At 59.9% G+C, this 13383-nt stretch carries 13 protein-coding genes and 3 tRNA genes; 5 read left to right on the forward strand and 11 right to left on the reverse strand.

Annotated elements, in window-relative coordinates:
- Positions 1–217: 217 nt before the first annotated feature.
- The gene (locus ASG35_RS06360) at positions 218–844 is read left to right on the forward strand and encodes an SCO family protein (RefSeq protein ID WP_056354307.1); all 627 of its coding nucleotides are present in this window, start codon (positions 218–220) and stop codon (positions 842–844) included.
- Here the strand turns inward: ASG35_RS06360 and ASG35_RS06365 are convergent.
- From ASG35_RS06365 to uvrC, 6 genes are all read right to left on the reverse strand, one after another.
- Entirely contained in the window at positions 841–1335 is a 495-nt protein-coding gene (locus ASG35_RS06365; protein ID WP_056354312.1) for a GNAT family N-acetyltransferase, read from the reverse strand. The genes ASG35_RS06360 and ASG35_RS06365 overlap by 4 nt on opposite strands.
- Positions 1336–1438: 103 nt before the next feature.
- A tRNA-Cys gene (locus ASG35_RS06370) sits at positions 1439–1512 on the reverse strand.
- 102 nt (positions 1513–1614) lie between these two features.
- A tRNA-Gly gene (locus ASG35_RS06375) sits at positions 1615–1690 on the reverse strand.
- 64 nt (positions 1691–1754) lie between these two features.
- A tRNA-Gly gene (locus ASG35_RS06380) sits at positions 1755–1830 on the reverse strand.
- 178 nt (positions 1831–2008) lie between these two features.
- The gene (gene pgsA, locus ASG35_RS06385) at positions 2009–2605 is read right to left on the reverse strand and encodes a CDP-diacylglycerol--glycerol-3-phosphate 3-phosphatidyltransferase (protein ID WP_056354315.1); all 597 of its coding nucleotides are present in this window, start codon (positions 2603–2605) and stop codon (positions 2009–2011) included.
- Positions 2606–2690: 85 nt separating this feature from the next.
- A complete protein-coding gene (gene uvrC, locus ASG35_RS06390) occupies positions 2691–4853 on the reverse strand; it encodes an excinuclease ABC subunit UvrC (protein ID WP_082508252.1) in 2163 nt (720 codons plus the stop codon).
- A 155-nt stretch (positions 4854–5008) separates the two neighbouring features.
- Between uvrC and earP the strand changes: the two genes are divergently transcribed.
- The 4 genes from earP to ASG35_RS06410 all read left to right on the forward strand — a co-directional run bounded on the left by earP (position 5009) and on the right by ASG35_RS06410 (position 9202).
- Positions 5009–6190, forward strand: a complete 1182-nt coding sequence (gene earP / locus ASG35_RS06395) for an elongation factor P maturation arginine rhamnosyltransferase EarP (protein WP_056354321.1) — start codon at positions 5009–5011, stop codon at positions 6188–6190.
- Between the two features lie 216 nt (positions 6191–6406).
- The gene (gene efp, locus ASG35_RS06400; protein ID WP_056354324.1) at positions 6407–6964 is read left to right on the forward strand and encodes an elongation factor P; all 558 of its coding nucleotides are present in this window, start codon (positions 6407–6409) and stop codon (positions 6962–6964) included.
- A 260-nt stretch (positions 6965–7224) separates the two neighbouring features.
- Entirely contained in the window at positions 7225–7560 is a 336-nt protein-coding gene (locus tag ASG35_RS06405; protein WP_056354328.1) for a BON domain-containing protein, read from the forward strand.
- 259 nt (positions 7561–7819) lie between these two features.
- Positions 7820–9202: a sigma-54-dependent transcriptional regulator gene (locus ASG35_RS06410; protein ID WP_056354330.1), complete on the forward strand. Its 1383-nt coding sequence runs from the start codon at positions 7820–7822 to the stop codon at positions 9200–9202.
- 71 nt (positions 9203–9273) lie between these two features.
- On the opposite strand, the gene nagZ is transcribed toward ASG35_RS06410, so the two are convergent.
- The 5 genes from nagZ to era all read right to left on the reverse strand — a co-directional run bounded on the left by nagZ (position 9274) and on the right by era (position 13342).
- Entirely contained in the window at positions 9274–10278 is a 1005-nt protein-coding gene (nagZ, locus tag ASG35_RS06415) for a beta-N-acetylhexosaminidase (protein ID WP_056354333.1), read from the reverse strand.
- 90 nt (positions 10279–10368) lie between these two features.
- A complete protein-coding gene (acpS, locus tag ASG35_RS06420) occupies positions 10369–10767 on the reverse strand; it encodes a holo-ACP synthase (protein WP_056354336.1) in 399 nt (132 codons plus the stop codon).
- A 4-nt stretch (positions 10768–10771) separates the two neighbouring features.
- Positions 10772–11545, reverse strand: coding sequence for a pyridoxine 5'-phosphate synthase (gene pdxJ / locus ASG35_RS06425; protein ID WP_056354339.1), 774 nt, complete (start codon positions 11543–11545; stop codon positions 10772–10774).
- Positions 11542–12456: a DNA repair protein RecO gene (gene recO, locus ASG35_RS06430; protein WP_056354342.1), complete on the reverse strand. Its 915-nt coding sequence runs from the start codon at positions 12454–12456 to the stop codon at positions 11542–11544. Before recO ends, pdxJ begins: the two co-directional genes overlap by 4 nt.
- A complete protein-coding gene (gene era, locus ASG35_RS06435; RefSeq protein WP_056354346.1) occupies positions 12443–13342 on the reverse strand; it encodes a GTPase Era in 900 nt (299 codons plus the stop codon). Before era ends, recO begins: the two co-directional genes overlap by 14 nt.
- Between the last annotated feature and the right edge of the window lie 41 nt (positions 13343–13383).

Consider the following 13383-nt stretch of genomic DNA (forward strand, 5'->3'; position numbering starts at 1 on the left):
CCGTGCACTCGAATCTTGCAAATTGCCTGGATCGGCGGGCAAGCGGTGATTTAAAAAGCCTGCGGCAAATCGCCACGAAAAGCCGCCCCGATTCATGGATGCGCGGCGAAAGCCTCTATTCTGAGATAAAGTCGGGCGCGCATGGCGTCACGAAACATCTTGTGACGAATCATCCAATCTTGTGGATTCATGCATCCCACTTTGTTCGAGTCGCAAAATGTCTTCCTGGTTCAGGTTTCATCGCACAGGCCGCGTGTGCGCCTTGCTTGCTCCACTGGTTTTAAGCGCCGCGCTTGCCGGCTGCTCGCATCACGACGCCGCGCCCTGGAAGCTGACCGACGTCAGCGGCCATCTCCCCGACCTCGATTTCAATCTCACCGACGACACCGGCAAACCCGCCACCGGCCAGTCGTTCGCGGGGAAAACGACGCTCGTCTACTTCGGCTACACGCATTGCCCGGACGTCTGCCCGGAAACCATGGCGCGGCTGATGCAGGTCCTGCAGCAACTCGGACCTGACGCCCGGAACACGCGCATCGCGTTCATCACCGTCGATCCTGCCCGCGATACAGCGGCCGCGCTGCACGACTACGTGCGCGCATTCGACGCGGAACATGCGATCGGCCTGACGGGCACGGATGGAGCAATTGAGGGGCTGGCGAAGCGGTATCGGGTGGCGTATCAGATGGAAAAACGCGATCCGTCGGGCGCATACGACGTCACGCACAGCTCGGCCGTCTATATCTTCGATACCCACGGCCACGCGCGTTTGCTCGCGACCGAAAATGATTCCATTCAAAACATCGCGACCGATGTGCGCCGCGTGATCGATTCGCCGTCCTAACGCGACGAACCCAGGCGACGCATCCAGATATGCGGGATGTCGTCGTCGAGGTGAATATCCGAGATCGGTTCGAAGCCGAAGCCTGCGTAGAAGCGTTGCAAATGCGCTTGGGCGTGAAGGCGGATTGCGTTGTCGGGCCATTGCGCCGTGATACGCGCGACCGTGCGTTCGAGCATCGCCTGACCAAGACCAATGCCGCGGAATGGCGCCCGCGTAAGAACGCGCCCAATGCGAACGTCGGCAGTTTCAGCGACGCCGTTTTCATCGGGTGGAAGAACGCGCAGATAACCGGCGAGTTCAGCGTTGGCCGTTTGGCTGAGTACCAGCAGATGCCATGCATCGGTATCCTGACCGTCTACATCGGCATACAAACACTGCTGCTCGATCACGAATACTTCGCTGCGGGCGGCGAGGATGGTGTAGACATCGATCGCGGCAAGTTGACTGAATGCAGCCCAGCGCCATTCGAATTCGGAGTGGAGGTCGGTCATGGATAGTTTCGCCTGAAGAGGATTGATATCAGAATGCATCCTGCAAACGCCAACGACAAAACAAAAAGCCCCGACCAAGTCAGGGCTTTTCGTTTTGAATCTCTGGAGGCGCGAGCCGGAGTCGAACCGGCCTAAACGGCTTTGCAGGCCGCTGCATAACCGCTTTGCTATCGCGCCAGAAGCGGGGGCTACCAAAACTACCGTATCTGACAAACCAGTTCAGCCAGCACATGAACCAAGGCCGCCAAACAAAAAGGGAAGCTTGGCTTCCCCTTTTTGTGGAGCGGGAGACGAGGCTCGAACTCGCGACCTCAACCTTGGCAAGGTTGCGCTCTACCAGCTGAGCTACTCCCGCATTTTGCCTTGCACTGTACTTTGTTGCCAGCCGCCGGCTTACCATTGCCAACGACCTCTGAATCTGGAGCGGGAGACGAGGCTCGAACTCGCGACCTCAACCTTGGCAAGGTTGCGCTCTACCAGCTGAGCTACTCCCGCATCTTGCCGACTTCTTCTGCCAATTCACTGCTTTTGTACTTCATCAGATGATGCGTTGCGGTGTCTTGTTTCGCGTGCATCCGACAGAAACGAGATTATGGAGAAGCCCAACTTTAGTGTCAAGAGCTTTGTATGTGCCCCATCACTTTTTGCTGCAATAAAGCCTTTCGTACAGCGGTTACAGCATGCCGCCACGCTCTCGAATCTGCGGCCACGCGAGCTTCATGTAATAGAGCATCGACCAGACGGTGAGGAACGCAGCCACGTAGATCAGCCAGAGTCCCCAGACACGTGTATCGATGACAATAGGCGTACCCGAAATCTTCAGCGGCCCATAGAAAAGCAGCATTGGGATCGCGACCATCTGGCAGACGGTCTTGAACTTGCCGAGCGAATTCACCGCCACGCTTTTCGATGCCCCGATCTGCGCCATCCATTCACGCAACGCGGAAATGGTGATCTCGCGCCCCACGATGACCAGCGCGATCACCGCATTCAGTCGCATCAGCTGCACGAGGATCAACAACGCGGCGGTGACCATGAGTTTGTCGGCGACGGGATCGAGGAACGCACCGAACGCCGACGTCTGGTTGAGCTTGCGGGCCATGTAGCCGTCGAGCCAATCGGTCAGCGCGGCGAGCACGAAGATGACCATGCCGACCAGATTGCGATGGTCCGGGCTCATCATCATGTCCGGCAAATAGAAGACGCCCACGACGAGCGGAATCAACACGATTCGCAGCCACGTCAGGAAAATCGGGAAATTGAACGGCATGGGCGTGACTCTTATTGAGAGGTGCCATTGTGCCGCGTCGACTTATATGTCACAAGCCGACGGGCCGGACGGCCGGACGTTGCGCTCAATGCAACTGCCGGTAGATCTGCTCGGCCAGCGCCTGCGATATCCCTTCCACGCTCGCCAGGTCTTCCACGCTTGCCGCCTGCACGCCGCGCAACCCGCCAAAGCGCGACAGCAAACGCTGACGTCGCTTAGCGCCAATACCTTCGAGCTCTTCCAGCCGCGATGTCTGGCGTGTTTTTGCGCGCTTTGCACGCATGCCGGTGATCGCAAACCGGTGCGCTTCGTCGCGGATCTGCGCAACCAGCATCAGCGCCGCGCTTTCCTTGCCGAGTTCGAGCGGCGTGCGGGTATCGGCGAAAACCAGCGTTTCCAGGCCCACCTTACGCCCTTCTCCTTTCGCCACGCCAACCAGCATGCCGCGGTCGAGCCCCAGTTCGGCGAACACTTGCCGCGCGATCTCCACTTGTCCCTTGCCGCCATCGATCAACACGATATTCGGCAAGCGCCCGCCGGCGGCCGTCGGCTCGGCGACATCGGGTTCATCGGATTGCGGCGCCTCGGACAGGTCGAGTTCGACCGGCTCTTCAGCCGCGCGCGCCGCAGCTTGCGCGACCATCTTCTCGTATCGACGGGTCAAGACCTGGCGCATCGCGGCGTAGTCGTCGCCGGGCGTGATGCCGGTGATGTTGTAGCGACGGTATTCCGCCGTCTGCATCTTATGGTGGTGATAGACCACGCACGATGCCTGCGTTGCTTCGCCCATGGTGTGGCTGATGTCAAAGCATTCAATGCGCAGTTGCGCGAGATCGTCCATCTCCAGGCTCAGCGTATCCGCGAGCGAGCGCGTGCGAGCCTGTTGCGAGCCCTGTTCGGACAGCAGGCGCGCGAGGGCGAGCTTCGCGTTGGATTCGGCCATCGACAGCCACACGCGCTTTTGCCCCTGAGGCTGACGCAAGAGCGTGACCTTGTGTCCGGCCTGCTCGATCAACAGATCGACGAGCTCGCGATTGGCCGGCGCGTGACTCACGACCAGCACCGGCGGCACACGATTGCCGATGTAATGCTGCGCGATAAACGCCTCCAGCACTTCAGCCTCGAGCGCGCCCTGACGCTCCGATTCGCTCGCCTCATCCAGCCCTTCGACCGCGCCTGTTTCGGCGATCTCTTCCTCCATCTCGCCGGTCGTGGCGTGCGCCTCGAAGTCTTGCTCGATGGCGGCCAGCGTGCCCGGCGGCAATGCAACTTCACCGGCGCTCGCTTCAACCTGCTCGATCACAATATTGCCGATATTTTCTGCAATATCGTCTTCGGCGAGTTCCTCGGGCATCGCGTCTTCAATGGCTAGCGCTGCTTCTACGTGCGTCGGGAAATACGCTTTGTCGCCGAGATGACGCCCGCCGCGCACCATCGCGAGGTTCACGCAGACCTTGCCGCCGAGCGCCGCGACCGCGAGGATATCGACGTCGTTGTCGCCGCCCACTTCTATGGCTTGCTGATGTAGAACGGTGGACAACGAGCTCATCTGGTTGCGCACCGCGGCGGCTTGCTCGAACTTGAGATCGGCGGCGAACGCGTGCATCTTCTGTTCGAGTTCCTTCATCACTTCGCCCTGCCGCCCAAGCAGGAACCGCGATGCGTTCGATACATCGCGCGCGTAATCTTCTTTATCGATCAAACCGACGCACGGTCCCGTGCATCGGCCGATCTGATGCAGCAGGCACGGCCGCGTGCGGTTTGTGAAAACGGAATCCTCGCACGTGCGCAACTGGAACACGCGCTGCAAAATCTGGATACTTTCGCGCACGGCCCAGGCGCTTGGGAACGGCCCGAAGAACTGGTTTTTCTTGTCGACGCTGCCGCGGTAATACGCCATGCGTGGAAATGTGTGGCCGGTCAGCTTGAGATACGGATAAGACTTGTCGTCGCGAAACAGGATGTTGTATCGCGGCGCGAGCGCCTTGATCAGATTATTTTCAAGTAACAGCGCTTCGGCTTCGGAACGCGTGACGGTCGTTTCAATCTTGCGAATGCGCGTGACCATCATCGCGATGCGCGGCGAAAGCAGCGTCTTCGTAAAATAGCTCGATACGCGCTTTTTCAGGTCGCGCGCTTTTCCGACGTAGAGCACGTTGCCGTTCTCGTCGTAGTAGCGGTACACGCCCGGCAGATGCGGCAATTGCGCCAGGTTCTTTTTAGGGTCGAAAACGTCGGGTTCGGTCATGCAGGAATGTCGTGCGGAGTTCGCGTTGAGTTTGCTTGGCCGATTGACGGCAGGGGACGCGCGAATCGTTATCTTCAAAAATGCCAGTTTAGTGCAAACCACACTCCGGCTCTCGTTCACCATCGATCAAGCGGTTCGTCGCCGTTTTAGCACCTATGCCTGCTTCAGTGGAAAATTCCCGCGTGTCTGGCGGCAATCCAGACTCCCAAATAGCGTGCGATATCTTTTGCGAGGTCATCGACAACTTCGGTGACATCGGCGTCTGCTGGCGTCTCGCGCGTCAGCTCAAGGCGGAGCATGGCTGGCAAGTGCGCCTTTTCGTCGATGACCTCAAGGCATTCCACGCGCTCTGCCCCGCTGTCGATTCCACGCTCGCGCGCCAGGAAGCCGCGGGCGTGGTGATCGAGCACTGGCACGCGCCCACGCACGCGGGCGATACGCTGCAGATCGCCGATGTCGTGATCGAGGCGTTTGGCTGCGAACTGGCTGCTATCTACGTTACCGCGATGACGCGCCGCGAACGCACGCCCGTATGGCTGAACCTGGAATACCTGAGCGCGGAGGACTGGGTCGCGGACTTTCACCTGAGGCCGTCGCCGCATCCGCGCCACGCGATCAACAAGACGTTCTTCTTTCCCGGCCTCGGCGCGGGAACGGGCGGCGTGCTGAAAGAACGGACGCTCGACGCCGACCGCGAAGCCTTCCAGCGCGAAACGTGGTGGCAGGAGCGGGTCGGCATTTCAGTGCCCTCGGCGGACACGACGGTCATCTCCATGTTCGCCTATGAGAATCCGGCCATCGATGCGTTGCTGGAGCAGTGGCGCGATTCGCCGACGCCCATCGCCTTGCTGGTGCCCGAGGGGCGAATCTCGGGCGCGATCGCGCGCTTTTTCGGGTTGCCGGGATTCCCGGCGGGATCGAAGGCTGAAAGCGGTTCGTTGAAAGCTTACGCGTTAGGTTTTGTGGAACAACCGCTTTTCGATGCCCTTCTCTGGGCCTCCGATATCAACTTCGTACGCGGCGAGGATTCGTTCGTGCGGGCGCAGTGGGCGCAAAAGCCGTTCGTCTGGCAGATCTACCCGCAAGCCGACGATGCCCATTTGCCCAAGCTCGACGCCGCTCTAGCCCACTACGCGGATGGCTTGCCCGAAGGCGCCCGGACGGCATTGGAGCGCTTCTGGCATGCGTGGAACGGCGTGGGCACGCCCGATTGGGCGGGTTTCTGGGGACATCGGAAGGATCTGGAGCCGCGCGCCGCCGATTGGGCGCTGGAACTGGCGGCTGTCGGCGATCTGGCTGGAAATCTGGCGGAATTCGCAAAATCTCAGTTAAAATAAGCGGTTATCCAACGGCTTGCAGTTCGGGGCACGTACAAAAGCGTACAGTCCCGGGCAGATTCCACGATGGACGGGTGAACGCACAAGCGGGCATCCAGGCGCGCGGGATGGCGTGGGATGGAACAGGCAGGGTAGCCGCAACGCATCCAAATCTCGAAGCCGGCCGCCAACATCGCAGCGATCAGGCTCAAATTTTCGTACAGGACAGTTTTTAATATGAAGACCGCACAAGAACTCCGCGTCGGCAACGTCGTGATGATCGGCAGCGATGCCATGGTCGTGTTGAAGGCCGAATACAACAAATCCGGCCGCAATTCCGCGGTCGTGAAGATGAAGTTCCGTAACTTGCTGGCGAGCGGCAACATGGAATCGGTGTACAAGGCGGACGACAAGTTCGACGTCGTTCAGCTCGACCGCAAGGAAGTGACGTACTCGTACTTCGCCGACCCCATGTACGTGTTCATGGACGCAGACTACAACCAGTTCGAAGTCGAAGCCGACATGATGGGCGACGCGTTGCACTACCTCGCGGACGGCATGCCGTGCGAAGTGGTGTTTTACAACGAGAAAGCCATTTCGGTGGAACTGCCGACGTCGCTGGTCCGCGAGATCATCTACACGGAACCGGCCGTCAAGGGCGATACATCGTCGGGCAAGGTTTTGAAGACGGCCAAGCTTGCTACGGGCTTCGAATTGCAAGTGCCGCTTTTCTGCAACATCGGCGACAAGATCGAAATCGATACCCGCACGAACGAGTATCGCAGCCGCGCCTAAGCCTGGGCGTTGCGCCAGCAGTCCGCGAAAGCGCCCCACGGGGCGCTTTTTCTTTTTGCCCAACATAGTTGCCAATTCAGGCAAACTTTACCGCTTCAATCATCGAAATTACGATTGAAATGCGTCGCGACATGCAACGGACGCCGCTAACACACTGATTTGTCTACATCTCACCGATGGCACAGAACCTGCTGTGGATATTGAGACCGCGTAAAAAGAAATGAACGCGCGGAATTTATCAACTTCCTATACAAGAAAAAATGCCGAATTCCAAAACCACTATCGCACGTCTCGTTATCGCTGCTGTTTGCGCTATCCCCGCCATCGCCATCACCGCGGGTTGTTCGTCGACGCCTACGCACGAATCGGCAGGCGAATACACGACGGACACCGCACTGACCACGAAGGTGAAGACCGCGTTGCTGGAAGATCCAGGTCTGAAGTCGCTGTCGGTAAGCGTCAAGACGTATCGGAGCGAAGTGCTTTTGTCCGGCTTCGTGGATTCTCCGAATCAGATTCAGAAGGCGGTTTCGGTCGCTCGCGGCGTGGAAGGCGTGCAGTCCGTGAAAAACGATCTGCATGTGAAGCCGCAGTAAGCGCCTCGAGGCCCGGCTTGCTTTCTGTGGTTTGAACCACAAGCAAGCCGCGCCAGCGCTGAAACAAGTAATAAGCAAGCGCAGGACGAAGACCCGGCGGTGATAACGGGTATTGGAACGCAATGATGCGCTGAGACTAAGTCAGCCGTGCGTACCGGTACTGCCATCGCCCGGTACCGACGCGTTCGCCGCCGGGTGTCGCCTCAAGGGCGACCGGCCTGGAACGCCATTCAGACCCATTTATTACGCCGTGTCCGCCATGCCACACGCTTTGATTGTCGAAGACGATCCGAACAGCCTTTCCGGCCTGTCCGCCATTCTTGCGGCCGATGGTTTTTCCGTCGATACCGCCACCACGCTCGCCGAGGCGCGCTCCGCACTCACGCGCTTCATTCCAGACGTCGTGCTGGTCGATCTGAACCTGCCCGATGGCAGCGGTCTCGACCTCCTGCACAATCTTCCTGCGCAGCCGCCGGGCGGTGCGTTGCCGGTCATCGTGATGACCGGGAACGCGACCGTGGAAAGCGCGATTGAAGGCTTGCGCCAGGGCATCTGGGATTACCTGCTCAAGCCGGTGAATATCCCCCGACTGCGCAGCTTGCTCGCACGCATTCCGCGTCCATACGAACTGACCGAGGAAGTCGGCGCGTTGCGCAGCACCCTGCGCGAACTCGGACATTTCGGCAGCATGCTGGGGCGTAGCGCCGCAATCCAGCACATCTACGATCTGATCGAACATACCGCGCCAACCGAAGCCGCCGTGCTGATTTGCGGAGAAGCCGGCACGGGCAAGAAAGTCGCCGCGAAAACCTTGCACGAAATGAGCCGACGCCGCAAAGGTCCGTTCGTTTCGTTCGATTGTTCGACGGCCTCAGACAGCAACGCGCGTTCGATGGAAAGCCTGATGTTCGGCCACGAGCGCGGCGCATTTGCCGGCGCGGAAAACCGCGAACCGGGTTTGCTCGAACAGGCGGGCGGCGGCACCCTGTTCCTCGATCAGATCGATGCTTTGCCGTTTGCCCAGCAAGAAGCGCTCTTGCGTGCACTCGACTCGCAGACGTTCATGCGCGTGGGCGGCAGCAACAAGATCGTGACGGATTTCCGGCTGTTGGCATCGACCAGAATGCCGCCGAAAGACGCGGTCGCCGATGGCAAATTGCGCGAGGATTTGTTCCAGCGCTTGAACGCGTCATCGATTGCATTGCCGCCGTTGCGTGATCGCGGCGACGATATCGCGCTGCTCGCCGAGCATTTCGTCTACGAGCTGAACCGTGAGAATCATGTGAGCGGGATCACGAGCGGCGCGCCCAAACGCGTGAGCCCGGATTTCATTCGCGAATGTCTCGCGGCCGAGTGGCCGGGCAACGTGCGTGAATTGCGCGACCGCGTTCGACGCGCATACCACGCGTCCGGCGATGTAATCGAAACCCTTCGCGCCGATGAACACACGAGCGCAGGCGGTCGCGGCCTGAATGGCACGAGCGTTCAGGTCACGGTAGGAACGGCGCTCGCCGATGTGGAAGACATGTTGATCCGCGCAACGCTCGAAGCGGTTGGCGGCACGCGGCACAGGGCGGCGACGCTGCTTGGCATCAGCCCGAAGACGCTTTATAACAAGCTGCAGCGCATGAAACTGGAGTAATCAATGCGTAGTTGGACGTGCGCTTGAAAAAAGCCGGTGGTTTCTTTTTAAGAAACCACCGGCTTTTGCATTCAGCCCAGCGCGCTTTTGACCAGCGCCCGCGCCTGCTGATATTCGACCTGCGACATCAGCTTGTTCCATCGCCACGGATGGCCTTTCGGCCGCATGCGCTTCAATCGCGTTTGCGACGCCTTTGTCTGCTGGAACGTCAACCGATCGAGCACTTTTTCAGCCTCTTCCGGCTGATTGCAGATCAGCACCATATCGCAGCCGGCGGTCAGCGCGGCGGTTGCAGCTTCGGTCAGCGTGCCGCCGGCGCGCGCTGCTTCCATCGATAAATCGTCGCTGAAGATTGCGCCGTTGAAACCAAGCTTGCCGCGCAAGATGTCCTGTAGCCAGACGCGCGAAAAACCGGCGGGTTTTTCATCGACTTGCGGATAGATGACGTGCGCCGGAATAACCGACGCCAGCGACATGCCCAGCCAGTCGTACGGTTTGGCATCGGCGGCGAGGATGTCCTCGAGCGAGCGATCGTCCACCGGCATGGCGACATGCGAATCCGCCGATGCAAACCCATGTCCCGGAAAGTGCTTGCCGCAATTCGCCATGCCCGCGAGCGCGAGACCGTGGTTCAGGCTCTTCGCGAGCATTGTCACCACGCGCGGATCGCTATGGAGCGCACGATCGCCGATTACCTTCGAATGCCCGTAATCGAGATCGAGCACCGGCGTGAAGCTCATATCGATACCGCACGCCCGCAACTCCGCCGCGAGCACGTAGCCAAACGCGGTCGCGGTTTTTGTCGCGAGCAACACGTCGCGATCCCAGAGCGCGCCGAGCTTGCCCGGCGCGGGCAGAACCGTGAAGCCGTCGGTACGAAAACGCTGCACGCGGCCGCCTTCGTGATCGACCGCGATCAGGATGTCGTCGCGCACCGCGCGTATTGCGTCGGTCAGCGCAACGAGCTGCGCCCGATCCTGGAAATGCCGCGTGAAGAGGATGATGCCGCCGGTCATCGGATGGTCGATACGGCGGATGTCGGCGTCGGAGAGCGTGGTGCCGGCCACGTCCAGCATGATCGGACCGGGAATGCGTTTTAACGAGTTCAAATTGGAAGCGTGAAAAGTCAGCGGTTAATAGTCTTACACTCAGTCTTATATGCAGTCTTAAACATTCGTTTCCGCGATCACGAACGATACCGCGTAGTCGCGTTCGTCGGTGATCGTGACCTGCGCGGTGATGCCACGCGCTTTGAGCCATTCGGCGAGTTCGCCCGATGCCACCACGATCGGCTTGCCGCTCGGCTCGTTGAGCGTCTGGACGGCGCGCCAGGTCATCGGCCAGTGCATGCCGAGGCCAATCGCCTTGGAGAACGCTTCCTTCGCCGAAAATCGCGTTGCGAGGAACGCCAGGCCGCGCACTTCCGAACGCGCTTTTCTTGCGTGATAAACGCGCAGTTCGTCGGCGCCGAGCACCTTTTCGGCGAAGCGCCCTTTCGTGCGTTCCATGACGCCGGCAATGCGGCTTACCTGCACGAGATCCGTACCGATTCCGTAGATCGCCATGGCTTTATCGTGACGATGTAGCGGCAAGACGCGATGCCACCATGATCGCCTTCATCTCGCGAACGGCGTTGTCCCAGCCTGCGAAGATCGCGTGCGCGACGATTGCATGCCCGATGTTCAGCTCTACGATGCCTTCCAGCGCCGCGATCGGCTGCACGTTCGTGTAATGCAAGCCGTGTCCCGCGTTCACTTTCAAACCGAGCGAATTGCCGAAATCGACGCTGCGCGCCACGCGCTCGAATTCCTTTTGCTGCGTGGCTTCGTCATGCGCTTCGGCGTAGCTGCCCGTATGCAATTCGATCACCGGCGCGCCCGCTTCATAGGCGGCGCGAATCTGGGTTTCGTCGGCATCGATGAAAAGCGATACTCGCGCCCCTGCTTGCCGCAGTTGCTCGCACGCGGCTTTTACGGCGTTGAACTGGCCGGCGACATCAAGACCGCCTTCGGTGGTCAACTCCTGACGCTTTTCCGGCACCAGACACACGTCATGCGGACGCACGCCGCACGCAATATCGAGCATTTCCTGCGTGACCGCGCACTCGAGATTCATGCGCGTCTTGAGCAGAGGACGCAGCGCGTGGACGTCGGCATCGAGAATATGACGACGGTCCTCGCGCAAGTGCAGTGTGATCGCGTCGGCGCCCGCTTCTTCGGCTTGGAGCGCGGCGCGGATGGGATCGGGGTATGGGGTGCCGCGCGCGTTGCGCAGCGTGGCGACGTGATCGATGTTGACGCCCAGATCGATCACATTCGCGGGCGACGAAAGAAAGAAGCTCATAGGTTTTGCAGGTCGATCAGGATTTGACGGGTGGCGAGCGGCGTGCCGCCAAGATACACGTTCAGCAGAAAGCGCATCAGCGTTTTGCTTTGCGCGGCCGTCTGCGGGCGGCTGTATTCGTCCTTCTCCATGTCGAGAAGGGTTTGGCCCGAGATCACGGGCCATTGTGACGGGACGTTGTCCGATGCTTCGCGCACACCGCGTTCCGGATCGAATACATATTTTCCATCGGCGATAACCGGCTGGCGCGTGATGGTTCTGTTCAGCGCCATTGCATAACCGGTTTCGCGCAGCAGCACGCGTTCGAACGACCGCAGCGCGTGCAAGGCCGGCTCGCCGTGCGCGAGGCGCGACAACGTCAGCACGTAATGATTGAACAACGCGGGATGCGCGTCTTCGCGCGCGCAAAACTTGACGAGCAATTCGTTGACGTAGAAACCGCACAACAGCGCATCGCCGGCAAGCGGCAACATGCCGCCGACCCATTCGGCTTGCGTCAACGTGCGAACCTCGCCCTTCCCCGTCCACGATAAACCCAGCGGCTGGAACGTCTGCAGCACGCCGCGCAATGCCGAATGCGGCCGCTTTGCGCCTTTGGCTACGAGCGCGACGCGGCCGTGATCGCGGGAAAACACATCCAGAATCAGGCTTGTCTCGCGATACGGATAACTATGCAGCACGAACGACGGTTGCTCGGCGATACGAAAGTCCGAGCGCGGCGCGGCGCGCGGCGGTCTGGGTTCTTTCGGTGTTTTTGGATCTTTAGGCGCGGCGGCTTTCGACGAAGCCGCGCGCGTCCCGCGCTTTTTCGGCGCGGGTGTTGAAGGCTCGTCGATACTTGCGTTATCGTCGGCGAGCGGATCGGAGTCGGCGTTGGAAGACTGTGTCATCCACGCGTCATTCGTACCCATAAGCGCGCAATCCCGCTTCGTTGTCGGCCCAGCCGCTCTTTACCTTGATGAAGGTTTCGAGGTACACGGGTCCATCGAAAAGCTTTTCCATGTCGAGCCGCGCCTCGGTGCTGATCTGCTTCAGCTTGGCGCCCTTCTGCCCGATGATCATCGCCTTGTGGGTATCGCGTTCCACCAGAATAGTCGCGAAAATGCGCCGCAGGCGTCCTTCGGTTTCCCATTTGTCGATCATCACCGTGCTTGTGTACGGCAGTTCGTCGCCGGTCCAGCGGAACACTTTTTCGCGCAGGATTTCAGCAGCGAGAAAACGCTCGCTGCGATCCGTCAGGTCGTCCTCGCCATAGATGGGCGAACCTTCCGGCAAATACGGCTTCACGACTGCCATCAGGCGCGTGATGTCATCCGGATGCTTCGCGGTCATCGGCACGATTTCCTTGAAGTCGTGCAGCGCGCTCATCTTCTGCATGAACGGGAACAGCGTCTCCTTGTCGTTCACGTGATCCAGCTTGTTCGCGATCAGAAGACACGGCGTGTCGTTCGGAATCAGGTCGAGCACTTTCTGGTCGTCAGGCCCGAAACGACCCGCTTCGATCACGAACAGGATTGCATCGACCGCCGTCAGCGTGGACGTCACGGCGCGGTTCAGCGAGCGGTTCAGCGCGCCGCTGTGCTTGGTCTGGAATCCGGGGGTATCGACGAAAATATACTGCGCGTCGTCAAGCGTGTGGATGCCGGTGATCCGATGCCGCGTAGTCTGCGCCTTGCGCGACGTGATGCTGACTTTCTGCCCGACGAGCGCGTTCATCAAGGTCGATTTGCCGACGTTCGGCCGACCGACGATCGCGACCATGCCGCAGCGGAAACCAGGAGGAGTGGGAGCGTTCATAGATGTTTGCAACTGCAGATTCGTTGGGACGCGTGGCGTCC

This window comes from Burkholderia sp. Leaf177 (genome assembly GCF_001424345.1).
Classification (GTDB): domain Bacteria; phylum Pseudomonadota; class Gammaproteobacteria; order Burkholderiales; family Burkholderiaceae; genus Caballeronia.

Coding starts and splice junctions, on each gene's coding strand:
- ASG35_RS06360 (WP_056354307.1), top strand. CDS start 218: ATGTCTTCCTGGTTCAGGTTTCATCGCACAGGCCGCGTGTGCGCCTTG.
- ASG35_RS06365 (WP_056354312.1), bottom strand. CDS start 1,335: ATGACCGACCTCCACTCCGAATTCGAATGGCGCTGGGCTGCATTCAGT.
- pgsA (WP_056354315.1), bottom strand. CDS start 2,605: ATGCCGTTCAATTTCCCGATTTTCCTGACGTGGCTGCGAATCGTGTTG.
- uvrC (WP_082508252.1), bottom strand. CDS start 4,853: ATGACCGAACCCGACGTTTTCGACCCTAAAAAGAACCTGGCGCAATTG.
- earP (WP_056354321.1), top strand. CDS start 5,009: ATGCCTGCTTCAGTGGAAAATTCCCGCGTGTCTGGCGGCAATCCAGAC.
- efp (WP_056354324.1), top strand. CDS start 6,407: ATGAAGACCGCACAAGAACTCCGCGTCGGCAACGTCGTGATGATCGGC.
- ASG35_RS06405 (WP_056354328.1), top strand. CDS start 7,225: ATGCCGAATTCCAAAACCACTATCGCACGTCTCGTTATCGCTGCTGTT.
- ASG35_RS06410 (WP_056354330.1), top strand. CDS start 7,820: ATGCCACACGCTTTGATTGTCGAAGACGATCCGAACAGCCTTTCCGGC.
- nagZ (WP_056354333.1), bottom strand. CDS start 10,278: ATGCTGGACGTGGCCGGCACCACGCTCTCCGACGCCGACATCCGCCGT.
- acpS (WP_056354336.1), bottom strand. CDS start 10,767: ATGGCGATCTACGGAATCGGTACGGATCTCGTGCAGGTAAGCCGCATT.
- pdxJ (WP_056354339.1), bottom strand. CDS start 11,545: ATGAGCTTCTTTCTTTCGTCGCCCGCGAATGTGATCGATCTGGGCGTC.
- recO (WP_056354342.1), bottom strand. CDS start 12,456: ATGGGTACGAATGACGCGTGGATGACACAGTCTTCCAACGCCGACTCC.
- era (WP_056354346.1), bottom strand. CDS start 13,342: ATGAACGCTCCCACTCCTCCTGGTTTCCGCTGCGGCATGGTCGCGATC.